At 56.8% G+C, this 22171-nt stretch carries 16 protein-coding genes; 4 read left to right on the forward strand and 12 right to left on the reverse strand.

The window, feature by feature from the left end; all coding sequences use genetic code 11:
* Positions 1 to 324: 324 nt before the first annotated feature.
* Positions 325 to 657, forward strand: a complete 333-nt coding sequence (locus Hrr1229_RS15865) for a phage repressor protein (RefSeq protein WP_123111955.1) — start codon at positions 325 to 327, stop codon at positions 655 to 657.
* A gap of 21 nt (positions 658 to 678) precedes the next feature.
* Positions 679 to 993 (forward strand): repressor phrH2, encoded by a 315-nt coding sequence (locus tag Hrr1229_RS15870; RefSeq protein WP_255212530.1) that lies wholly within the window; start codon positions 679 to 681, stop codon positions 991 to 993.
* Positions 994 to 998: 5 nt separating this feature from the next.
* Here Hrr1229_RS15870 and Hrr1229_RS15875 read toward each other — a convergent pair whose 3' ends face one another.
* The 5 genes from Hrr1229_RS15875 to Hrr1229_RS15895 all read right to left on the reverse strand — a co-directional run bounded on the left by Hrr1229_RS15875 (position 999) and on the right by Hrr1229_RS15895 (position 11519).
* Positions 999 to 1943 (reverse strand): hypothetical protein, encoded by a 945-nt coding sequence (locus Hrr1229_RS15875; protein ID WP_148041722.1) that lies wholly within the window; start codon positions 1941 to 1943, stop codon positions 999 to 1001.
* 577 nt (positions 1944 to 2520) lie between these two features.
* On the reverse strand, positions 2521 to 3453 hold the full coding sequence (locus Hrr1229_RS15880) for a hypothetical protein (protein ID WP_148041721.1): 933 nt from the start codon (positions 3451 to 3453) through the stop codon (positions 2521 to 2523).
* A gap of 193 nt (positions 3454 to 3646) precedes the next feature.
* Positions 3647 to 7849, reverse strand: coding sequence for an AAA domain-containing protein (locus Hrr1229_RS15885; protein ID WP_123111953.1), 4203 nt, complete (start codon positions 7847 to 7849; stop codon positions 3647 to 3649).
* Between the two features lie 195 nt (positions 7850 to 8044).
* Positions 8045 to 10135 (reverse strand): DNA cytosine methyltransferase, encoded by a 2091-nt coding sequence (locus tag Hrr1229_RS15890; protein ID WP_255212531.1) that lies wholly within the window; start codon positions 10133 to 10135, stop codon positions 8045 to 8047.
* 61 nt (positions 10136 to 10196) lie between these two features.
* Positions 10197 to 11519: a DNA methyltransferase gene (locus Hrr1229_RS15895; RefSeq protein ID WP_123111952.1), complete on the reverse strand. Its 1323-nt coding sequence runs from the start codon at positions 11517 to 11519 to the stop codon at positions 10197 to 10199.
* A 277-nt stretch (positions 11520 to 11796) separates the two neighbouring features.
* Between Hrr1229_RS15895 and Hrr1229_RS15900 the strand changes: the two genes are divergently transcribed.
* Together Hrr1229_RS15900 and Hrr1229_RS15905 are read left to right on the forward strand one after the other, a co-directional pair.
* Entirely contained in the window at positions 11797 to 12243 is a 447-nt protein-coding gene (locus Hrr1229_RS15900; RefSeq protein WP_123111951.1) for an NUDIX domain-containing protein, read from the forward strand.
* Positions 12244 to 12656: 413 nt separating this feature from the next.
* Positions 12657 to 13265: a transcriptional regulator gene (locus Hrr1229_RS15905; protein ID WP_123111950.1), complete on the forward strand. Its 609-nt coding sequence runs from the start codon at positions 12657 to 12659 to the stop codon at positions 13263 to 13265.
* A 129-nt stretch (positions 13266 to 13394) separates the two neighbouring features.
* Here the strand turns inward: Hrr1229_RS15905 and Hrr1229_RS15910 are convergent, their stop codons facing one another.
* The 7 genes from Hrr1229_RS15910 to Hrr1229_RS18275 all read right to left on the reverse strand — a co-directional run bounded on the left by Hrr1229_RS15910 (position 13395) and on the right by Hrr1229_RS18275 (position 22074).
* Positions 13395 to 13706, reverse strand: a complete 312-nt coding sequence (locus tag Hrr1229_RS15910; protein ID WP_123111949.1) for a hypothetical protein — start codon at positions 13704 to 13706, stop codon at positions 13395 to 13397.
* Complete coding sequence (locus tag Hrr1229_RS15915; protein ID WP_148041728.1) at positions 13706 to 17380, reverse strand: hypothetical protein; 3675 nt, start codon at positions 17378 to 17380, stop codon at positions 13706 to 13708. The genes Hrr1229_RS15910 and Hrr1229_RS15915 overlap by 1 nt, the downstream gene beginning before the upstream one ends.
* 148 nt (positions 17381 to 17528) lie before the next feature.
* Positions 17529 to 18905, reverse strand: coding sequence for a hypothetical protein (locus tag Hrr1229_RS15920; protein ID WP_123111985.1), 1377 nt, complete (start codon positions 18903 to 18905; stop codon positions 17529 to 17531).
* Entirely contained in the window at positions 18902 to 19684 is a 783-nt protein-coding gene (locus Hrr1229_RS15925) for a hypothetical protein (protein WP_123111984.1), read from the reverse strand. Before Hrr1229_RS15925 ends, Hrr1229_RS15920 begins: the two co-directional genes overlap by 4 nt.
* Positions 19677 to 21542 (reverse strand): hypothetical protein, encoded by a 1866-nt coding sequence (locus tag Hrr1229_RS15930; protein ID WP_123111983.1) that lies wholly within the window; start codon positions 21540 to 21542, stop codon positions 19677 to 19679. Before Hrr1229_RS15930 ends, Hrr1229_RS15925 begins: the two co-directional genes overlap by 8 nt.
* A complete protein-coding gene (locus Hrr1229_RS18270; protein ID WP_255212532.1) occupies positions 21539 to 21946 on the reverse strand; it encodes a zinc ribbon domain-containing protein in 408 nt (135 codons plus the stop codon). Before Hrr1229_RS18270 ends, Hrr1229_RS15930 begins: the two co-directional genes overlap by 4 nt.
* Positions 21943 to 22074, reverse strand: a complete 132-nt coding sequence (locus tag Hrr1229_RS18275; protein ID WP_255212533.1) for a hypothetical protein — start codon at positions 22072 to 22074, stop codon at positions 21943 to 21945. Before Hrr1229_RS18275 ends, Hrr1229_RS18270 begins: the two co-directional genes overlap by 4 nt.
* Positions 22075 to 22171: the final 97 nt, after the last annotated feature.

The following is a 22171-nucleotide window of genomic DNA, read 5'->3' on the forward strand; positions in this document are numbered from 1 at the left end:
CGAGGCCGTCAGCCGGCGCTGGGCAGAACGCGCAGCCGCCGTCGGTTTCGCTCGATTCTCCGGTCGTCGCGCAGGGCTTAAGCCCCGCAGTTGCCATCGTCAGCATGGTTCTGTGGGCCAACACAGAACCCGACCCGGTCGGGTGTTGTAGCACCGCGACCGGGATCCTACATTTCATCGCGAGCCGAGGGTTCGTCACTCGGGCTCCGTGTCAACACAACATAGGTGATACAACTTATAGGTTGTGTCTGAAATTGATAGTTCAATAGACTTTCTGAGGTTCCGATCGTGTGTACTAGGTTTTAGTGAACTAGTAGTCTCCTTATGAGATATTCTGGGGACTGGATGGCACTCGTTGACGACAGAGTGCTTGAATATCTACGCGAGAACGGTTCTGGATCTCCTACAGAAATGAAGGAAGAGGGGCCGATCCGGTATTCGAGTCAGTATATCGGCCGTCGATGTAAGAAATTGAAAGAAAATGGGCTCGTTCAGCACCTCGGGAACGGGGTTTACGTCATCACTGACGATGGAGAGGCGTACCTCGATGGGCGACTTGACACGCAGGAATGGCGCTACATCGATGACGATGCGAGCGAAGTCACCGCCAGTAGCTCCGAAGAGGTCCCCGGTGAGTCGAACGGAGGCGCAACCTGAATGCGGTCTTTCGTTCCGTGGATGACCCAGCTCGACGAGCGGATCCTCGAACAGGTTGCCTCCGATGGTGCTTCTACCTCTTGGGAAGTCGGGTTCGAACTCACCGGCACCGTGAGCCCCGGTCGCGTGACCGAGCGCTGTAACACGTTGGTCGACGCCGAGCTTGTCGAGCGCGAAGATCGTGATATCGGATTCGGTCGCGTGGAGACCTACTGGTCGATCACAACGTGGGGGCGGTTGTACCTGAGTGACGAAGTCGATCCCGGACTCGACATTCCCGAGCCCGGTCCGCGACCGCCTCATGCTACGCGGCCGGGTGAGTGGGCAGGCTTTTAATTTGTCTACTGAGTGTAATTGGAAACCCGTGACAAGTCGTTTTGAAACTCTTCAATCGGTGGGAGTACTAAGTCGCTTAGTAGGCTAGCCACCAATTCTATTCCTTGTGTAACAGCCATCTTGAATTCTTCAAGTTCATCCAACTTGACCGTATCTCCCCGTCTCGTTACATAGTGGCTGATCTCATTCCGAGTGTCTACGATCCACCGTTTAATTTCTCCAAGATTATATGTATCACTTTGAGCGTAGTGTGCCTCAATATCTCCAATAATACAGCCCACACTAGTCTCGTCTATCTTGTGGTGAACCCCGTCGACGTAAGCGTTTAACCACCTCGCGCCGACCTCCTCTATCATGGTTGAGCAGGCGATGATTACCACGATCAACGGCGGATGTGAGATATATGGGAAAGAGTTACTGGTCAACTCTTCAAAATCGTTGTCTCTTTTCATCAATCCGTGGAACCGAGCGGCGTGATTGAAAGATTCGACAACCCAAAGAAACCACAGTTGTGCGTGTACGTATAATCGTATCCGAGGAATTATTGTATCCTGGAAATTTAGGGTGTCCTTGGCTAGTTCTTCGTATATGTCATTTTGACTAAACTCTGCTTTCGAATTAAGAATCTCAAAACTCTCCTCAAATTGATCTAATATGGGCTCTACCGTCTCCAAAAGTCTGATCGCGTTGCGGATCCCCCCACTAAGTCGAACCGGGTGTCGTATGTCGATCGCCCTAGCCCCATTGCTGTGGTCCTTCTGTATCTGCTGATAATAGTTGTCAACAGCCTCAGATATGACTGCTTGAACAAACTTACAGAGTTTTTGTCCTTCTCGGATTGTAGCTGCCTGCCACGGGTCTTGGGCAGGTTCGAAACGGATCTTCCGTGGAACTTCCGAGTGTTGCTCGAGTAGTATTTTTACCGTCGCCACATCCCCAAAGTCCCTCATACGATATCCGTAGAAGGTGTACTGCGTGATAATAGTGCCAGCCGAGATAGTCAATTAGCGAGTTTGTCTGCGTCACAGTCATCGCGAAGACCTATTCGATTGCTAGTAGAATCGCGATTGTTGGGTCAGAGCTTGGCTTTATGTGGAACATCCACTTCAGAACGGTCACCCTTTCGGGGCTTGGCTACGGTGGAATCAAGCCGACCACGACGACGACACAACTGCTCGCGAGCGTTCAGTCGCTTATCCGTGGGATTCTAATAGCGCTTTGCCGTGTTTGGACGTCGGGCTCTTAGATAGTTCTCTGGCTAGACTAGCGCCGGTGTCGATGAGCCAAAACTCCTTGCTCAAACAACGAGAGATTTAATTGATGATTGGACCTACTAGCTATTCCTCGTCATCTTGATCATCCTTTCCCGACCAGGTGACCGTACCACTACCGTGTACTGCGACTTGGAACAGCTGTTCTTCAACTGCCTCCTGTAGATCTTTTTCTTTGTTCATAGGCCCCACCTTGTGTGCTGATTATGTGTGTTGGCATTAGTACCTTGTGTGGAAGGTAAAAGTGGAATTGGGGCTATGTGATTTGCCACAAGCCCCAGGCTACACCATGGAGGAGTAAAGGAATGATACAGAGTATCTTGTATCTATCTGCCCATTCATTATTCAACGCAAAAATGAGCCCTAATGTAGCTGTGATGAAACCTCCGGAGCCGGCTTGAATTAATCCCTGAGTATCCGAGATGGGAGGGATTCCCCATAGAACAATTGAAACAACAGCAGTAGCAACAGAGAACAGTAGGTAGATGACCAATGACCTCATTAGACTATCACTATTCGGAATTAAATCGTATTCTAGATTCCATTCGTATTTACGATCTTTAGCTGGCGGAATTCGGCAAGATATCACCCGTGTATCATCATCTAGACCATTTTCGTGGAGATCTCTAGCTGGTTCTCCACCTGTCCTATTTGTTGTTCCTTTTGTACCATATCCAGGTGGACCCTTGATCACTATGAACTCATCGTGATTATTTGTCGGGAACTGTTCAACATTGGCCCTAAATGTGGGTATACGAAAGAATTTTTTCTTCCATTCGGATATCCATCCTTTGTATATTTTTGGTTCTGTGATTTCATAAAAAGACACAACTTCTGATTGATCAAATTGAGAAACTATAGTCCTATAATCGCCTGGTTTTAGACTTTTATCCCGCGGTAGTTGTACTAGTGTCTTATAATCATATTCTTTGAACTTCTCTTGGAACTCTGCCCAACCTGCTGGATCGGATTCTCTTTGACGCTCAATCATACTTTCAACCCTTCTATTTTCGTAAATATTCAGCTGACTGCCATCCTCATCATATATCTGTAAGTTTCGTTTGAATTCTCGAAGTGGTAGGAACAAAAAATTAAACTCTTTTTTAGTCGGATTATTAACTACATAGTCTATTTCTCGCTCCCGATCGACAGGAGAAACGTGAATTGTTCTGTCGATAACCCTAACCATTCTAACATCTTTTGGGTGCCCACTCCGATCGTTCCCTGAGGAGTCTTGTGAACGCTCGGTCGCTCCATCAGAAAATAGCCTACTGTAGGCCTTTCTTAGAAAGCCCGACATCACTATATTAGCCAATAGTTATTCAGAATTCATAATATTACCGTCTATCTCATCTAATATACGCCTTCAGAATACTTTGTACCTAGTCGAGGACCTCCTGAATCTCTTCAGATTCCGGATCGGGTACTAACATCCGCACTTCGTGGTCATCGATTCCAACTTCACCCCTCTGTATGCTACAGATACTCCGAAGGGATTTCCAGAGCATAGCCGCATTGTACTCCTCAACCTCGGGTGGAATATGATTTAGAAGAGACTGCGAACAGATCACGATTAGACGGCTTTCCGTTCGGGAAAACGCAACGTTGGACCGATTGAGGTCGAGGAGGAATTCCTCATTGAGACCGATTGCGGTCGGATCGCTCGCTGTCGCTGAAACGATGACGTTCTCAGCCTCCCCGCCTTGTAACCGCTCTACCGTGTCAACGACGTCCACGGGCCCATCTAGCTCCTCCTCAAGCCGTTCTTGGAGATGAGAGCGCTGCGCCGTGTGCGGGGTCAGCACGGCTACGGATCCATCGTCAAGATCGTCCGCTGCGGGTGAATCAAGAAGTTGTTCGATAACCTCGGCCTCGAAAGGATTGCTCACTCTCGACTCGTTTTCATCATGCGTGAGGAGGAAGAGACCGGTGTCCTGTTCCCAAATATTCGTGAAGGGGTCCCCGTTGTCTGCGACGTCTGGCGGCCTTTCAGCTAACTCCCCCTCAAGCTCTGTGTCATCGTACGATCGATACAGCTGGCTCACGAGAGCTCGGATCACTGGTGGGAGTCGGAACGTATACTGGAGGCGTGAGAGGCGTATTGAATCTGGCCCCATGTCGTCGTGATCTGCGAGGTCGTGAACCGCCTCGAACGCGCTCGAATAAGGCTGGTACAGCTCAACAGGAGGTCGATCTTCCTCCTCCCAATCATGAGCAACGATCGGTGAGAGCTGTCGGTGATCCCCTGCGAGCAGAATGCGGCCGTCTGGAGCAACTGTCGTTGAGAGGGCTAAGAAGTGAGGGAACACCAGCATACTGGCTTCATCCACGATCAACTCATCTGCGTAGAATTCTCCATCATCTCCGCCGAATGTTGCTGAATCATCGAGCGTACTCATCTGCTTGAGAATACCGTTAACAGTCCCTCCAATGAGCAATACGCCATCCTCACGGTACCCATCAAGCTGCCGAATGTTCCCGTTTGTGCCGGTCTCAACTACCCTTCCACCCGGACCTTCACTGTCGACTTTAACGAGGGTGAGCTCTGGAACATCGAATCCTAACCGTTCAGCAATATCTCGGAACTCATCCTCAACTTCGGCAATTCGATCTAGAAGATTATCGACGGAGCGGTGTGTGTTTCCACTCATCAGCACGGTATCCCCTTGTTCGAGGTGATCCACCAATCTGAGGAGTATCGCGAATGCCGTCGTTGTCGTCTTTCCAGTTCCGGGAGGTCCGTGGACTAAATTGACCCGAGTCGAGAGACCTTCAAGAATTGTATCAACCTGCGACTCCTGGAGTGTATGACCATCTCCGACTTCTAAGGCGTTTAGTAATTCCTCATACCTATCGGCCTGATCTTCCGAGATCGGTGTAATTGATGGTACTGTTGGAGACTCTGGATCAAGCCAGCGCAGCGCATGCTGTCCGTGTCCTGATTCGAGCCGTGAATGGACTTTTCCGGCCGTGAAGTCGGTAATGCTGTCTGTAAGAATGAAGCGTGTATCTGGGCTATAGTAGTGTTCTCCAGCATCCCCGTACGGATGACTCTCAAGTGAATACCGGTCATCAGGTGAGTGTCTCCCTTCAAGGAAGATAGTTTCATTTTCCCAATCAATCCGCTCAATAGCAAATATGTTTCCACCCCTTGATAGCTGGCCAAAAGTGGGACCATCATCTGGATCGTCCGGTGCTGGACTCACTCTCGTATAACTTCCTTCATCAAACGAAGTCCGTAGTCGATATTCATCAATAGTGATATCATACGGGTCAAAATCGAGATCTGCTCGGAGAACTCCGTCTTCTTGCCAAACCGCATTACGGAGCGGCATAGCCTCTCCTTCAGGCACCCGATGCGACATAGGCCGCATATTTTTTGTAAACCATTCTGTAGTTCCAACGTGGCTATCCAGAAGAAGGAAATCGATTGCTGCGCGTGCCGCGTTATCAACATCTAGGTCAAACTGTCCTAATTCCGCCACAGTAAGCGGTTCTTTGGTGATATCTTCATTGTGATATCCAATCTGTTCGTCAATCCATCGGAGAGCATGTGTACGTGCTGTTTGGTAGGATCGAAGCTTTAGTCGATTGGCACGGTGGTATCGATTTAATTGATTCCTGACGCGCGGATTGTCGAAAGCACTCGTATCGGGAAGGCTTCCCCATACAACGTGCATATACGGTACTGGTAGACTATCGAAGAATCGACTCCGGATTTCGAACCGAGGTGAACGGTCCGTTTCCTCGTCTGACTCCGCCCAGTCATTCGAATTTGTAAGATCAAGAGTGGTCTTGAAATCGAAAACATCCTGTTCAAATATTCGGTCTAGCTCTACTGTCTCACCAGCTACGTTCCTATCCCAATGGAACTCATTCCCAAACCAGGTCAAGTCCGTTGCGACCCCTAGTCCTCTTCCAGTCCACCCGAGCGCAAACCTATCGTCGACCTCACTCCGAAGGCTCGAATAGATCATCTGCTCAAGCGGCTCGCGACAACCCAACAGCTCCCGCAAGTGGCTCAGTAGCCTTGTTCCTGCCCGAGATGCCGCTTCTATCAGGTGATTTATTTCTGATTCTGACCAGACGTAGAAGTGAATACGCTCTCTCTCCGATTCTGAAACGACGGTAATGGCATCAATTAAATCATACAAAAAGTCGTGAATTAGATTTGTCTCAGAAGCGGTATCTCGGTCATAATCTCCTGTCCAACCTATCGGCTGAAGACTAACGATATCTTCCCCGTTCAAATCACGAGTTTCTCCCTCCTCATCCGGATTTTGCTCGACGACACTTGGTGTAGTGTCGCGCGACCAGTTCCCCTCTGAGTCCCGATTGTACTCTACAGGAGTGTCAACTTCCCAGTCGCTTCGTGTAACATGCGCTGAGATTGCGACGACACGGTCCTCGGTGTAATCATAGTCTACATTGAGGTATACACGGAGAAGACGATCCCCGTCAATTTCGTGTGAGGGCAATTGGCTTTCTCCTTGATTCGGGAGGGGTTCAACAGCATACTCATCATCCGGACTATCTCCTGGAAGCGTCTGCCGTCTGGCTTCAGCTCGGGCTTTGAGTGCCTGTAATTCCTCTCTCACAGTCTGATTACTCCGCAACCTGTGAGCCGCTGGCGAGTCGAGATCTAGGTCCGCCAAATCGTCGATATCCTCGATGTCCTCTTCATTGAATGCGCGAATCGCAGTTGGAGAGAGGCCCAAAAGCTCCAGTCGTCGTTTTCTCCCACTTTCTGAAAAGCAATGAACATCGAAAACACACTGATCGCACTTCGGATTTAATTGATAATCTAGATCGTCAATGTCAGCAACATCAGTTGTAATGACTTGTTCAAAAGTTCCACCTTCGCGCAGGAGTTCCTCGACGTCGCTCGTCTCCGAATCTAGGTCTAGCGGATCAAGCTGAAGGATATCCTCTATCTGATTCGTTGTTTCATCCACCCGCCCTACCACATATTCTACGTCTTCGGGCTTGATGATACCACCAGGCAAGTAGATCCCATCGTCGATCAGCTGTTCGAGAATCAGCTTGTAGGTCGCAACTTGGATATAGTGGTTCGTCTTGTCCTTACGGCTACTCTTTGTTTCGACGATTCTGAGCTTCGCCTCAGATCCCTCCCAGCGCAGAACCACGAAGTCGATCCGACCTGAAACATCGAATGTGCCTATTATACCCTGTATCTCAACTTCGCGAGTAAAGACAGGCGTTCCGGGTTCAACATCAGTAAGTGAATCCACAAATTGATTCCAAGAAATGTTTGTAGAGTCATTATCGGCAGAAGAGTCGTCTACTGCTCCGTTACTGGGATCGGCAATGGGTGTTCCTTCAGCTACCCCTTCCTCAATTTCGGTGACTCCTTCATCACGTAGGGAATTTGCCCATTCATCCTCTAACTGTTCCCCTCGGAGCTGTAGAACCGGATCTAGAGAGTTGAAAAGCCGTTCCGCGAAGGGGAGTTCCTCAGTCGCCGATCGGTTATCGTATCCGAGACGGAGGCGCCGGTCACATGAGTGATGCCGTACGTATTGTGCGATCTCTGTTGCGCTGAGTGGATATGGTGAGGTGGACATTGGGGAATTAGATTTAATGTTTAATGATAGTTCGAACACATTATAATAAAAGTAGCGTAACAACTAGACTAATTTAGACAGTTTCTACTAGCCGCAAAAAGGCAAGAGTGCCGTGTCTGTAGATTGAACTGAAACCGGTCAACGAAGAGGATCTACTACCAAGAATTATGCTTATTTATCAGTAGCAGCAGAGATCTATTGCTCTTTCGTCGCCAACTCGTCGACGCGCTCCGCCTCCTCGTGGAGGTCTGTGAGCTCGATATCGGCGTCAAAGTGCGACGTCGACGTGAGGTCCGGGAACGGATACGTACACAGAATCTTCGAGCCGACGCCGTCCGCGGTCGCCATCGTCGAGTGCGTCGCCGGTGTCCGAATCTCGTAACGCCACTGCCGGAGCTGCTCGATCGCGTCCACGGCCTCATCCGGCTCCAGCCCGCTCCGCCTCGCGAAGTCGCCGAGTGTCATCTCGCTGTTACAGTTGTCTTCGCGGCTGAAGAACGAGAGCGCGGCCGTCACCGGCGTCTTCTCGATCCCCTCGACTGTCAGCTCCGAGCTGTAGTCGCTCCGCGTCGTGGAGTAGTGGCCGACCACGTCCTCGAGCTTCTCGTACTCCGTCCGGTCGAGTACGTCCTGCTTGAGCAGATACCACAGGTAGAAGACGCTGTCAACGTCGCAGTTGGTCGCCGTCAGCGTGATCTCGGACACGCCGATCGACGAGAGGAGCGTTCCGTTGCTCCGTTCGAGATGAATCTCGATCTCACCCGCGCCCTGGTCGACGCCGTCGACATCGATGTTGAGCGTTCCCTTCTCGACAGAACTCGTTACTCGGAACCGACGCTCGTACGTTTCACTGAGTTTGTCGAGGTCGTCGGCACGCTCCCCGTCAAAGTAGGAGTCGAATCCCCACGCGTACCCGTACCTCTCCACCTCTTCGCCGACCGTCGGCGCGTCGCCGTCGTCGAACTGTTCGAGCCCGCTCTGCCCACCCTCGCGAGCGTTGGAGGGCTCCCACAGACCGAGCTCGATGAGTCGCTCCCGGGCCTTTCGTTCGTACTCCTCACTGCTCGTGCGCTTTCGCGAACGAAAATTCAGATCATATCCTGTTGGCATGGGCTCGATCTCAGGTAGTTTCTGAGGCCCGTAGTCGACAATCGGTAGGTCGATTTCTGGTTCACGACCGAATATTTGCTTCGCGATCGACTGCGCCAGCACGGCCGCGAGCTGGGGTGGAACAGAATTGCCGATCTGTTTTACCACGTCGGCATAACTCCCTGTGAGAACGTAGTCGTCGGGGAAAGATTGGAGTCGCTTTAGCTCTGCTTCGGTGAACTTCCGATTCTCCCAATGGAACGGACCAGACGCAGCCCCTGGCTGCGCTTTCAGTGTGCGAACCGGTTCTTCCGGATCTGTCTTGTACAGGTAGTCGGAGAACCTCGATCGCCAACCGAACACGGGATCCGGGTGTCCTAGCTTCTCCGTATAGAACGAGTAGTTCAGACCGGGCGGAATATCTTCGAGGAGGTGAGCGTGCTTCGACGTTACCTCGTAGGGAGGTTCCGCCTCAACGTTGTCGTTGTCGAGATCCGCGATCGCCTTCCCGGCGGTTACCGACTTGAGATCTCCTTCAGAGTCTTCGTCATGCGTCGGCTTCGGGAAGTGGAACTCAACGTCGATGTCCTCTCTCACACCGACAATAAAGGTGCGCGCCCTGTGCTGAGGAACGCCGTAGTCTGCTGCATTAAGTGTTCGAGCAGTACGGGGTTTTTCGACGACGTAGCCAGCCCCTCGGAACGCCTCGACGATAGGTTCCCAGTCCTCCTCGTTTGACGTGACTCCGGACACGTTCTCGAAGAGGAATCCAGCCGGTTGCCACTCGTGGAGGAGGTCGACATATGCCTCGAACAGCCGACCTTCTTCACTGTCAGTTCCCTCCGTTCCCCCTGCACGGCGAGCAGCCGCGGAGAACGGTTGACATGGCGGTCCACCGATCACGAAATCAATTTCGTCGTCGATAGCAGTAGAGACACCGAAATCCTCGTGACGATCCTCGAGAATCGCATCAGCGAACTCACGAACGTCCTCACAGAGTAGAACCGCTTCTTCATCGACATACGTGCCCCTGTTAGCTTCGAGAGTCTCAACCGCAGTTTCGTCAACGTCGAGGTGGAGAGCGATTTCGAACGCTGGATTTTCGCTGAAACCGATGTCGAGGCCTCCAGCACCCGAAAATAAACTCGCGACGGTAATCGGTTCTGAGTTAGCCATTATATCCACCTGGTCAGTCACTATACGACCATCAGCTCATCATCGCATAAAGACTTTCGTCGGGGGGCGAATATGGTGTCAGTTACCTATCGAATTGAAGAAGCTCTGCAAGGCTTTCGACCCACTGACGAGTCGGTTCGTCAATCGGCGCACGGTCCCGTCGCTTCTGGCAGAGGGACTCAGCATATGCAACGATCCACTCCTCGGGGGACAGATGGTCACCGTGATCTTCAAATTGAACTCGTACGAACGCGTCGACGTCGATCAGTTGGAAGTCCACGTCGTGTTTTGATTCGATCCTCTGGATTATTTCGTCATAGTTCGCCTCAACTGGTTTGCTCGTGATCAATCCGACAACCTCCGTTTCCGGATGGTTCGAGAGCTTATCACCGACCTCTCTGATTTCAGTAGCAAGATCCCTGAGTCCGTACTTGGCGTCCCATGCTTCTTTGATATGCCGCCGGCCCTCTGTATCCTTAGCAACGACCTCTAAGTCTCCAATATTGCCATGTTTCTTATTCGCAGAACGCATCTGGGTGAGCGGTTTCAACTCGTATCCGAGCGGCAAACCGCTGTTGTCCTCTTTTACTTGGAACAGGGAATGGAGCGCTACTTCGAAGATTCGCGCCGCGTGGGCTGATCGCGTGACGTGTTCAGTAATGATTCGCGTCGCATCCCGTTGAGTCACCCCACGTTCCACTACCTCATCTACGAGGGAGAGAACGCTCTCGTACGCCTCCTGTGCCCGTTCACCGCGGTTGTAGAACGAGAGGAGGAGATAATCGAGTAACTCCTCTGGATCCGGACCGTTCTCAGACTCAACCGCACTGAGAATGTCTGCCCATTCTTCTTGTGCGCCGCGTATATTCGCCTTATAGAATCGTGAATACGGATAATTTTCCGCAAGTGACCGTGTCATCATGACACCGTCTCGATTGACTCGAAGTAGGTCGTAATCACGGAGAGTCGGGGCGATATAGTTGCTGTCGATGGTTCGCATCGAGAGTCCTTCTTTCCAAGAAAAATGAGCTGAGCTTCGACTTCCCTTATGCAGTCTCACACTTTGTTCCGGTGCGATAGACTTGATCGTGAGCTGATTACAGAGAAGTCCCGACAGCGCTCGTCCCTTCTCACTCGTGATTGCGTCGACGATCGCGTCGATGTTGTCGAGCTGCTCCTGCGAGGCGTCGACGGAAACATCTGATTCTGAATCGATGACTTGGTTGATCCGATCTTTTAAGTATCCCTCCTCAAGTTCCGACTTGATACTCTCGTACCGTTCTCGAGCCTCCTCTGTCTGAGTACCTTCTCTGTAGACTTCGTGACCTCCGTCCTCTCTTATGAACTCGACCCGATTTTCGTAAACTATCATTTGCGGTCCGCTCTCTACGGAGTCATTTGACATGCAAATATACTGTATATACAGATACAATAAACCCGCTAGTCAGACATACAACGTATGATATTAGTTACAATAGTTGCTGATTCAGTGCCGGCTACGGGGAGGATGAGGCGATGCGATTTTTGAGTACTCTATGCTCGAGGAGGTAGCCCTAATCATTACTATATAGCCGACTGAACGGCACAAAAGCCTCTGCGAAGATTGGTTGAGGGGTGTTGAAACGCCCAGTGCGTTTGAGACTCCGACACGCTCTTTAGGAGTACTCGCTTACCTGACGGTAATGACGGTCGAAGCGACCAGCGCTGGAGCCATCCTCTTCCGCGACACCCGCGGCGAACGGGAGTACTTGCTCCTGAAGAGCCGACCGGGGGACTGGGAGTTCCCCAAAGGCGGGGTCGAGGGGGACGAGGAGCTCCAGCAGACGGCGATCAGGGAGGTGTCGGAGGAGGCCGGGATCGAGGATTTCCGGCTCATCGACGGCTTCCGCAGGGAGTACGATTACGTGTTCGAGGCGAACGGAAACACCATCCACAAGACGGTCCACCTGTTCATCGCGCGCTCGTTCGAGGCGAGCGCGGAGATCTCGAACGAGCACCGCGACCTGCAGTGGCGCGACTACGACCAAGCGCTCAACACGATCACCCAGGACGGCCCCCGGGAGATCTTCGAAGACGCTCACGACTACCTCGACGAGCGGAAAGACGAGGAGACCGGCGACTACATTTAAGAATCTGAACGCATTCGGATATTTCACTCGGAGACATCCGGAGCCTGATGTAATCTAGCAGTTTTTTTAATAATCTCGCGGTATCACAAGCGTAGCCTTGGATACTGATTCACGCATATATCTTCCCGTGTGTGTTTGATTCTCATCAGGCTGCAGACTATTCATCATGGTAATGTGTGATTATTTTACCACTGAAATCAGAATTGTCAGGAAGAATAGAAGATAGGGATGGATAGTGCAGGGTCAATCGCTCCGACTGGTTCTACTTGCTGGTCAATAGCACTGTATCCGAGGTGAAGAAACTCGAAGTATAGCAGTACTGCGAGAGTTATGATAATATTTCTCGGCAAGCTCAGGTACCGAATTAGAATATTCATCGTAACTCTGAGAACACCTCGAAAAAAGCCCTACCCATGCCGACTCCATCAGTACAACTTGGAGATCTTGCTCAAGACTTCGCTGACGTAATCCCCGACGTGGATGCGACAGCCGAACATGAACGATGGGATCCCGGGCTCGGACCATTCGAGGAAGAACGTCAGCTGGAAATGATTCTTACTGCTCTCTCACCCGACGGCGCGACCCCCACAAACATTAAACGAGAAGTCAGCTATCCCGACAGTGGCCGCCGCTGCGATCTCGTGATCGACACCGGCAACCGAACACTACCCGTAGAGGCGAAACTGCTCCGGTTCCGTCTCGACAACGGAAATATCGACCCAAACATGTACAAAAGCATTTTCAGCCCGTTCCCGGAGCGCAGTTCGTCGTCGCTGCTCACAGACGCTCAGAAACTCACGCAATCCGCATTCGACTCCCCATGCGGACTTCTCGGCATCTACTACGAGAAAGAGGGAGAAGAGTACGACCAGCTCCGCGCCGAACGAATCGCGGAGAAGTTCGAACACGACATCGAATACTGGTACGACATCGACATCGAGACCGTCGCAATCGCAAAATTCGACGGTCTCCAACACCCGCACCACCAGAAGGGGGCGGTCATCGGCTGGGTTGTCGAGTAGTTTTGACCAGATAACCACCTGCGTCATATTCGGAGCTTGGGTTAATTCGCTCCCAACAACCTAGCGAGGGCTGAAGGTTCACAGCGCCGCAGCACGCGCCGAGAAACGGCCGCTGCTCTCAACGGAGAGCTATGCGGCCGCGATGTCTTCGAGCCGCTCAACAGTTTGCTCGAGCACCCACTCGCCAACGAGGTCGTAGGCAGCTCGTCCGGCGCCGAGCGCATCGCTGACGATCTGGCCGATCGGCGGCTCCCAGTAGCCGAGCGCGACGAGCCCGAACATCGCCACCACCACAGCGACAGCGATGCTCGCCGCTGACGAGAAGATGCCGGCGGCGGCCGCCCCGACGGCTTTCCACCGCCGAAACCGGAGCAGCACGACGATCGCGCCGATGCCGACGACGAGCGAGGTTGAGAGGTGGTTCCCGAGGAACCCCCACATCAGTCATCACGCTCCTCGGCGTCGATCTCGAGACGCGTCACCTCGTCGGGCGTGCTGGCGTCTTCGCGGTACGCGCTGATGGCGCGGTAGCCGAGGTAGATCGCCCCGATGACGATGATGATGCCGGCCTCTTCGGCGATCGTCTGGAAGAAACCAGGCGCGAGCACGTTGAGCCCAAGCAACGCGATGACGGCGGTGCTCCCGGCCCAGATCCGGAAGTCGAACCGGCCGAACTGCTGGAGCGCGAGATACATCGCGACGGGCGCGGCAGCCAGCCCGACGATCAGCCGCGTCTGCTCGGGGAGGAAGTCGGTGCCGAGCACGAACGCACCGCCGCCGAGGATCAGCGCCCCGACGACGATCTCGTTGTCGAGGGCGCGCTCGACGAGCGAGTTGACGGTGCCGAGCGCGGAGCCAGCGGCGCTCGTCGCGGCCTGCTGTCGCTCGGGGGTGATAACGCCGCTGCGGCGGCCGACGACGAAAAGCCCGCCGAGCAGCGTCGCGACGAGCAGCAGCGTCGACCCGTCGGGGACAAGCGCCTGCAGCGCGGTGAACCCGCCGCTCGCGGCGTCCATCGGGCCAGCGCCGCCACCGATGCTCCCGGTCGGGCCCGAACCCGAGCCGGAGCCGCTCGCGCTCCCGTCGTCGACCTGGAAGACGAGCGTCTCGTCGGAGTTGTCGTCAGTCAGCGTGATCGGCGAGGAGGCGAGCCCCTCGTCGCGGACGATCCCGTTCGTCGTCGAGTAGAGGATGTACGGCGTCGCATCCTTCGCGTCGACGAAGGTGTAGTCAACCTCGCTGTTCCCGTCACCGCGCACGGCGATACCGGGCCCTGTGCGGTCGCCCTCGAGCTCAGGCACGGTCACCTGCCCGGTCGTGGGCGCGACCTCGACCGGCCACGTGCGCACGGTTGCTTCCGCGCCGGTGGTCGCGTCCGGGAGCGTGAACGTCTGCTCGCCGCTCGCCGAGATCGTGGTCGAGCCGTTCGCCGCGCCCCACGTCGCGTTCTCCGCGTAGTGGACGCGGTTCGCGAACGTCGTCTCGTCGACCGAGAGCGCGAAGTCCGGCCCAGCATCGTTGATCTGGATGCGCGTGTTCAGCGTCGCCGAGTTCGTCGACGGGTCGAGCACGGTGATCGCGCCGTCGGAGACACGCACCTTGCTTCCGGTGGCTCGCACCTCGGTGGTGGTCCCCTCGGAAATATCGCCGAGCTGCACCGTGAGGTCCGTGCCGTTGAACGTGCGCTCGCTCTCGGCGACCGTCTGCCACGAGGTGCCGTTGGTCCGCATTTCCACGTCGCGGATACTGACGACACGGTCGTTCATCGGGATCGTGGCCGTGGCGTTCGCTCTGTCGCCGGCCCACGTCTTCGTGACGTTCGTGCTCTGGCTCCACGTCGTCTCGTCGACAGTCGCGTCGACGGTCGTCTCAGCGCCGTGGCTGTACTCAAACCCGACGAGGCTCGCCGGACCAGAGGTCGGCGAGTCGGTAGAGATCGTCACGGTGTTGGTTCCCTCCTGGAGCCATGCTGAGCTCGTATCGAGCGAGGCGGTTTCACCATCGGAGAGGGTGCCCGCGATGCCGGTGGTTTCGCCGTTCACTTCCACGACGGGATCGCGTGTTTCGGAAACCTCGGTCCATGACGCGGCCACGTCTACTGGACCGTCAACTGACACGTCCGCCGACTGTGACCCGGTCGAGAGCGAGACCGACTCCGTGACCGTCTCTCCGGGCCCGAGCACGCCCGTGTGAGAGACGATCGAGCCGCCGACCGTCACCGACGGATCCTCCGTCGCCGTTACCTCCGTCCACGACGCATCAACGCCGACGTTTCCGGTGGTCGAGACGCTTACTGACTGTGACGATCCCGGCGAGAGCGAGAGTGATTTTGTCGTCGTCGATCCCGGTTCGAGGATCCCCGTGTGCGACACGGTCGAGCCCCCGATCGTCACCGACGGATCCTTAGTCCGAGTTCGATCGGTCCATTCAAGCCTTACGTCAGCTTTTCCGGTTGAATCAAAGCTGACTGTTTGACTCCCAGTAGAGAGCGAGATCGATTTCTGATCCGACCCGCCCGTAAGCGTGACCGACTCCCCTCCGGTGTTTAGATTGACAGTCGCGTCATTAGTTGTGACCGGCACATCAGCCGGTCCGAAGGTATGGGTCGTTGTGGTCCCATATGTCTCATATTCTATATTATACGCGATCTCATATTCGCTATTAATCACGTCAGAGCCAATATCACCGTTCGCGAAATAGATGTAATACTCCCCAGATTCTCCGGAGTTACCCGGTGCGTCGACCAAAACGTCCATCGTAAGCGTGTCGATATTACCGGTGTTTGGAACGTGCCAGTTGACACTACTGACGTCCACCTGTTTGGTAGTAGTTGAGCCGTATGTGTCCCCGCTTTCAGTCGTGATCGACCACGAATTGACTTGGATCTCGTCGACACACGAGTCGGGACAAGCCTGCCCGCCTGCACCTCTCACACCTAACGTAATGTCTGATTTGACCCCATTTTCAATAATCGCTTGAGGGTCGCCCGATCCCGACGGTCCGGCGGGTGGAACATTTCCGCTCGGCGAAACGGTGAAAGAGTCGGATCCCCCGTTGACCGAACCGGATTTTGATTGTTGAGTCGTCGACCCCTTTCCCGTGAGCGTGACCGTCTCCGACTCCACGGGTTGGTTGCCGCCGACATCGATTGTCGTCGAATAGCCGTCGGAGACAGTTCCTGGCGAGAGCGAGCCGCTCGACGTCTCTTCGATACCTGTGAGCGTAACCGTCTCGTCTCGCGGCGACGCGGTTCCACCGACGTCAATCGGGAACGTGTCGCCGTTCGTCGCGGATACGCTCGTCGACGCGGTCGCGGTATTCTCTACACCGGTCAAATTGATCGATGGATCGTTGACACCGCTCGTGTTGGCGAGCTCGTACTGGAACTGGCTTCCGTCGCCAGCCTGCGCACCAGAGAGCTGGACCTCGCCGTCGAACGTGACCGTGTTCGTCGAGAACTCGCGGACGTAGAACGCGGCCGAGTCGCCACGCACCTGCAGCGGTGCCGCGTACTCGTTACCGCTCTCGTGGGTGATGAACGCCGCGTTCGGCACTTCACCGAGGTGCTCTTCGAACCACGCGGTATCGATGGAAACCCAGCGGCCCTCGTGCGTACGCTCGTCCTCGAGCACGATCGCGGGCTCGCCGTCGACCACGCTCGTCTGCACGTTCATCGTCTGCGAGCCCGCAGAGGCGCGCACCTTGTCGGGCGGCTCGGGCGCCTCTGCAGCCGCATCCGTGAACGTGCTCGGCAGTTGATTCATCGACTCGCCGTCGAAGCTCGGTGCCTGCTCTGTCGCCTCGTACGTCTCGCCTTGAACCGGATCCTGCGTCTCGACGGTGGTTTCACCGCCGCCGAACGGGTCAGCAGGCATCGCGACCGCGGCGGTGATGAGGACGCCGGCGAGTAAGAGCGACTTCGCCGCTCGCGACGAGACGCCGGGGAGCGAGACGCTCCGCAGCTGCGGCGCGATCTCTTCGACCGACTGTGAGATCGCGCCAGCGACGTACGCGTACGCCGCGAGCAGGTACGCTTTCGCGCGCTGTTTGAGGTTCTGTTCGTCGTCTTCGTCAGCGTCTGTCCCAGTGTCTGGATTAGTGTTGAAATCAGGCATGGCTCACCCTCCCCCCTGCGTTCCCATTAGGTACGCGCGCGTACGCAGCCTGCTGAGAGCGGCAGCGAGCGGATTCGTACCGACCGATCTCCGAGGTTCCCTATTTTTCCATACCGCTGAATAGCCGATATTCAGGGGTTTCAGACGCTCAGAGTTCATCGAGCGCCTCCTCTCGGCGGGGGTAACTCACCGAGATTTCGCCTCTGAATTTGTACCGTCGGTACGGATTTTCCCACGAGATCGGCGCGTAGTTCTGGTTCCGCCAGATCACGCCCTTTCCGACCTCGTCGGCGAAGTTGTTCACGTAGTTCTTGTCGATCGGGACGTTCCCGATCCCGGAGAGTGACGAGCTCGGGGGCGGTGTATTCGGCATCGTCACGAACCAACGAGTCTTTTCGCGGACACCTTCGTCGACGCGGGCAACGCTGTGGGACAACGTCATCGTTGAGAAGTTCTTCTTCCGCGCTTTCCCCTGCGCAACCGGGTAGCGCTTCACCTTCCGGTTCAGGTCGTTCTCGTCAGCTTCCGGGTTTAGCGGCACAAGGTCGCTGAACTCGTCGTTTACCATCAGCGTCGGGTGAAGGAAGTCGTCGTCTTTCGCCCGGCTTTCGAGGAAAGCGAATGCGATGTCCCGCAGCGGCGTCACTTCGGCGAGTTCCTCGGCTTCTCTGGCTGGCGTGTAAGTCGTCGCGGTCAGCTTCTCGCAGCCGCGGAACAGCGGGTCCGGAAGCACCGCGTAGAGCCCGCCAGGGACGATCTTGTTGATGAGGTCTCGCGGCGTCGTGTACGTCACTATGTCCCGGAAGACGTCGGTCAGGTCGATCTCGACTGTCGGGAGCGTCGGGTTTCTCGGCTTTGCGTGAACCTCGATCTCGACTCCTTCCGGCACCGCGATCGTCATGAACGGCGCCAGCGGAAGACACTCCAGCTCATCAAGCGTCAGCATCCACAAGACGGTCTCGTTGTTCACTTCCGGCATCCGTACGCCGCCGACCATGTTTGCGAACGATGTCTTCCCCTCGCCGGGCTCTGAGTGCGCCCAGATGTCCGTGCCACCGTCGTGAAGCGCTTTCAGGACATGTTCGTTCTCGGGTTTCGCGAGCCACTCCAAGACACGCCGCCGCTTGATCGGCTGTTCGGCGATGATATCCGAGTCGAGATCGCCGCGCTCCAGCGCCCACAGCTCCGCGTCGTCAACGTGGATCAGCGCGTCAAGGTATGCCTCTGGGTACTGGTAGACCCAGTGGGTGTTCTCAACACCCTCCCGGCATGCGATTCGAGACAGCGATTCGAGCTTCTTGTAGAACGGCCGGAGTTGGTTTCCGTCGTCGTCGTAGAAGTGTTCGTGAAGGATCTTGCCGTCGTTGTGGATCCCACGTTTCGAGAGCCGCTCCCACGACGCCTCACCGGCGTGATACATCGCCTGCCTCGACTCCGTGTACGGCTCGAAGTCCTCGTGAAGCTGCTCGAGGATCTCGTCGCGCTTCTTTTCGGTACGCCTCTGTCCGCTGAATGACTTGCTCATGTGCTGAAATTACCCTTAGTCTTCCCGCTGCTGTCGGTCCGTTCGCCACCGTTCAGCGTCCGCGCTGCCGCCAGAAACGACGGCATCACGACCGCCACGGCGAACCGATACCGCGTCAGTTTCGCTTCCTGCTCGCGCTGGTTGAGCAGCGCCTCGAGAAGCGGCGGGTTCCCGACGATCTCGTCGAGAAGGCCCGCCGGCTTCTCGCCGTTCGTCGGCGCCGACAGCGACCGCACCCAGCGCCCGAGCGCCTCTCGGTCCTCGAAGCCGCTCCACAGATCCATCAGCGCCGCCGCCTGCCCTTGGTCGAGTTGGCGGAACGCCGGCCGCATCAGCGGATTCGACTCCTCATCGGGGTCGACGTCGCTCCAAGTCTCTCCCTCAGCGTCTTCCACGCGCTCGCCGGCCCGCTCGCGGAACTGGCGGTACGCGAGGTCGCACGCGTCGTCGAGCTGCTCGACGAGCCGCCGCCGAACGTACACCGACTGCCGGCCCTCGTCGACGGTCAGCAGCTTCTCGAGTAGCCCCGACATCGGCATCATGTCAGAGGGCTCGAGCACGCGCTCGACGTGGCCGAGCGTCCGAACGCCCGCAGCCTGATACCACGACAGTGCCATGTACGCGCTGTCGAACCCGTCAGTCAGCGGCTGAATCGGCGGCTCCCGGCGGGGGTCGCCGTCGTAGAGCAGCCGGTCCTGGTCCCTGTCGAGAACGTCAAGCGCCGGCCGCGTGGTTCGGGACGGCGCCGCTTCCACGCCGCCCGGAACAGCATCAGTCATCGTCACCCTCCGCGCGACGCGCTGCCGGCTCCTCTGGTTGCTGCGGGTCGATCTCGTTGAAGTCGAACTCGGTGTCCTCCGCTTCGACATCGGTGCCGGCGTTGTCGTCGAGACCGAGCGCCTCCAGCGAGACGCCGATCTCGTCTTCGAGGAACGTCTGGATCATCGACCGGTCGCGCCGCGAGTCGATGTCGCGAGCCTCCAGCGCCGTCTTGATCCGCTCGCTCCACGCGATCTCCTCGTAGTCCTCGAGGAGCTTCGCGTCCGCGTGCTCGCTCTGCATGACCGTGAGCGAGGCGTCCGCGGTCAGATCGTGGCGTGGCGCCGGCTCGAAGTCGATCGCGCCGTCAACTGCCTCGTAGCTCTCGACGGCGAGCAGTACGAGGCCGGCGAACGCGCCAACCGTCGGGATGTTCGCGGCCGCCTCGCCGGCGTACCAGCCGATGACCGGGAGGCCGAGCGTGGCGACCGTGAGCAGCCCGTAGAGGCCGCGTGTGATCGGTGAGAGACTCTCGCCGTCCGCCGGCTCCGGAAGCCGGTGCCACACGGGCATCCGCCGTCGGAGGTGTGCAGGGCGGTGCCGGACCGCGTTGTCCTCGTCGGGGTCGACGTAGACCTTCTGCGTGGCGTCGCCCTCGACGCGGACACGCGTCCGCAGCTGCGAGAGGTCGAGGCGGGCGGCCTTCGCGAACAGCCGCGCGAAGAACGGCCGGATCCCCTTCTTTGGGACCATCCGTCCGCCGTCCGGAGCGCGAATGGTGGTCTTGATCGCCAGCTGCTCGTAGAGCTCATCGAAGTAGCCGTCCTCGCCGAGCTCGACCGAGTCAGTCACGCCCCCCGCTGCCTCGCCGCCGTCGGCGAGTGCATCGGGCTCCTTATCGGTCTCGCCGCGTCGCAGGCTCACCGCGTCGGTGAGCTCTTTGCGGACGAACGCAATCCGCTCGGTCGGCGGGCTCATCCGCAACCCACCGCCGTAGGCGATCGGGAGCAACGAGAGCCCCATCAGCACGTCGAGGTTCGCGACGACGGTCGCCACCTCGTAGTACAGGCCGCCGAGGACGCCAGTGACGAGAATCGCCGAGGCGATCCCCCACGACGTGAGCGAGTATCCCGGCCCTCTCCCGGCAAGTCGAAGTGTCGCCTTCGCACCGGAGAGTCCGATGATGATCGACGCGACTCCTGGAAGGATCGCGGTCCGGAACGAGTACCACCACGCGTCGGCTTGTGTCTCGATGGTCACCTGTTGGCTCGCCGGCGCCGACGCGTGCTCGAAGCGCCAGCGGGCGCCATCGACGGCCTGTCCGTCCTGCTCGAGCCACATCGTTGCCTGAACGTTGCTGTCGTAGTGACTGTTGAGCTCGACCGGCGCGTTCGCGTAGCCGTCTTCGACCGTCACGGTCGCCCGCTGTACCTCTTGGTTCGCGGCGACGTCGACAGCCGTCCCGTTCTCGGTCTGCCGGCTCTCCGGCTGCCAGTAGACGATGACGAGCTCGTACTCGCCGGTTGAGTCGCCGAAGACGGTGCTGTACAGCTCGATCTGGTCTGTGTTGAGGGTCTGTCCGCCCTCCAAGTAGATCGGGTCGTTCGACAGCGGGTCGGCCGGCCGGTACCGGACGGCGATGGCGCCATCGATCTCCGTGTCACCGACGTAGCGCACGCTCGGCGGCGCCGCAGAGGGCTGCGTGCCGCCGTTCCGCAGCTGGTCGATGTCGAACGGCCCTGCCGAGGAGACCTCCGAGCCGTTTGTTTGTGGGCTCGTGTCGCCGGGAGGCGCCACGGCCGCCAGTGCGGGCGTCGCCATCGTCGCGACGAGGAGGACAGCGAGGCTGACCGCGGCGACCGCGGCGCCTCGAGTCATCGGTCAACCTCCTCGTCACCGAACTCGCCGCCGTCGGCGATGGCTTCCAGCTCTGGCGAGCGCTCGATCTCCTCGAGGCCGACCGGGCGGTGCCGCTCGTCGACGCGCTCGTCGATCGGCGGCGCCGCTTCAAGCTCGTCGAGGCGGGCACCGCAGGTCGCGCAGTAACGGTCATCCGTCGCGCAGACCTCCATCCGACAGTTCGGACAGGCGTCGAAGTCGACGTTCCCGGCGATGTAGACGACTCCGAGTAGGCCGGCGAGTCCCACGCCGAAGACGAGGTCCGTGCTGCTGACGCCTCCAAGAACCAACAGTCCGAGGAAGCCGGCGCCAGTCGCGAGCAGCGTTCGATCCGGGAGATCGAGCAGCCAGCGCCGGATCGTGCGGCGTGTCTCGAGTTTCATCGACCGCCCTCCAGCTCGTCGAGCTCGGTTGCTTCGAGCCACGCGAGCCCGAACCATCCGGCACTCCCGATGAGACTGGCACCGAAGGCGAACAATCCGACCGGCGTGCTGGCTCCGCTTTGGAACATGGCTCCCGCCACGAAGATCCCTATGAGTCCGAGGAGCACGCACACGCCGTAGCGAGCTGGAGTAGGCTCTCCAACCCGGAACTGCGGCAGCACCGAC

The sequence above is a fragment of the Halorubrum sp. CBA1229 genome, assembly GCF_003721435.2.
GTDB lineage: Archaea > Halobacteriota > Halobacteria > Halobacteriales > Haloferacaceae > Halorubrum.

What these genes read in the sequence shown, in the direction of transcription:
- Hrr1229_RS15865 (WP_123111955.1), top strand. Translation starts at nt 325, where the DNA reads ATGAGATATTCTGGGGACTGGATGGCACTCGTTGACGACAGAGTGCTT.
- Hrr1229_RS15870 (WP_255212530.1), top strand. Translation starts at nt 679, where the DNA reads ATGACCCAGCTCGACGAGCGGATCCTCGAACAGGTTGCCTCCGATGGT.
- Hrr1229_RS15875 (WP_148041722.1), bottom strand. Translation starts at nt 1,943, where the DNA reads ATGAGGGACTTTGGGGATGTGGCGACGGTAAAAATACTACTCGAGCAA.
- Hrr1229_RS15880 (WP_148041721.1), bottom strand. Translation starts at nt 3,453, where the DNA reads ATGGTTAGGGTTATCGACAGAACAATTCACGTTTCTCCTGTCGATCGG.
- Hrr1229_RS15885 (WP_123111953.1), bottom strand. Translation starts at nt 7,849, where the DNA reads ATGTCCACCTCACCATATCCACTCAGCGCAACAGAGATCGCACAATAC.
- Hrr1229_RS15895 (WP_123111952.1), bottom strand. Translation starts at nt 11,519, where the DNA reads ATGTCAAATGACTCCGTAGAGAGCGGACCGCAAATGATAGTTTACGAA.
- Hrr1229_RS15900 (WP_123111951.1), top strand. Translation starts at nt 11,797, where the DNA reads ATGACGGTCGAAGCGACCAGCGCTGGAGCCATCCTCTTCCGCGACACC.
- Hrr1229_RS15905 (WP_123111950.1), top strand. Translation starts at nt 12,657, where the DNA reads ATGCCGACTCCATCAGTACAACTTGGAGATCTTGCTCAAGACTTCGCT.
- Hrr1229_RS15910 (WP_123111949.1), bottom strand. Translation starts at nt 13,706, where the DNA reads ATGTGGGGGTTCCTCGGGAACCACCTCTCAACCTCGCTCGTCGTCGGC.
- Hrr1229_RS15915 (WP_148041728.1), bottom strand. Translation starts at nt 17,380, where the DNA reads ATGCCTGATTTCAACACTAATCCAGACACTGGGACAGACGCTGACGAA.
- Hrr1229_RS15920 (WP_123111985.1), bottom strand. Translation starts at nt 18,905, where the DNA reads ATGAGCAAGTCATTCAGCGGACAGAGGCGTACCGAAAAGAAGCGCGAC.
- Hrr1229_RS15925 (WP_123111984.1), bottom strand. Translation starts at nt 19,684, where the DNA reads ATGACTGATGCTGTTCCGGGCGGCGTGGAAGCGGCGCCGTCCCGAACC.
- Hrr1229_RS15930 (WP_123111983.1), bottom strand. Translation starts at nt 21,542, where the DNA reads ATGACTCGAGGCGCCGCGGTCGCCGCGGTCAGCCTCGCTGTCCTCCTC.
- Hrr1229_RS18270 (WP_255212532.1), bottom strand. Translation starts at nt 21,946, where the DNA reads ATGAAACTCGAGACACGCCGCACGATCCGGCGCTGGCTGCTCGATCTC.
- Hrr1229_RS18275 (WP_255212533.1), bottom strand. Translation starts at nt 22,074, where the DNA reads ATGTTCCAAAGCGGAGCCAGCACGCCGGTCGGATTGTTCGCCTTCGGT.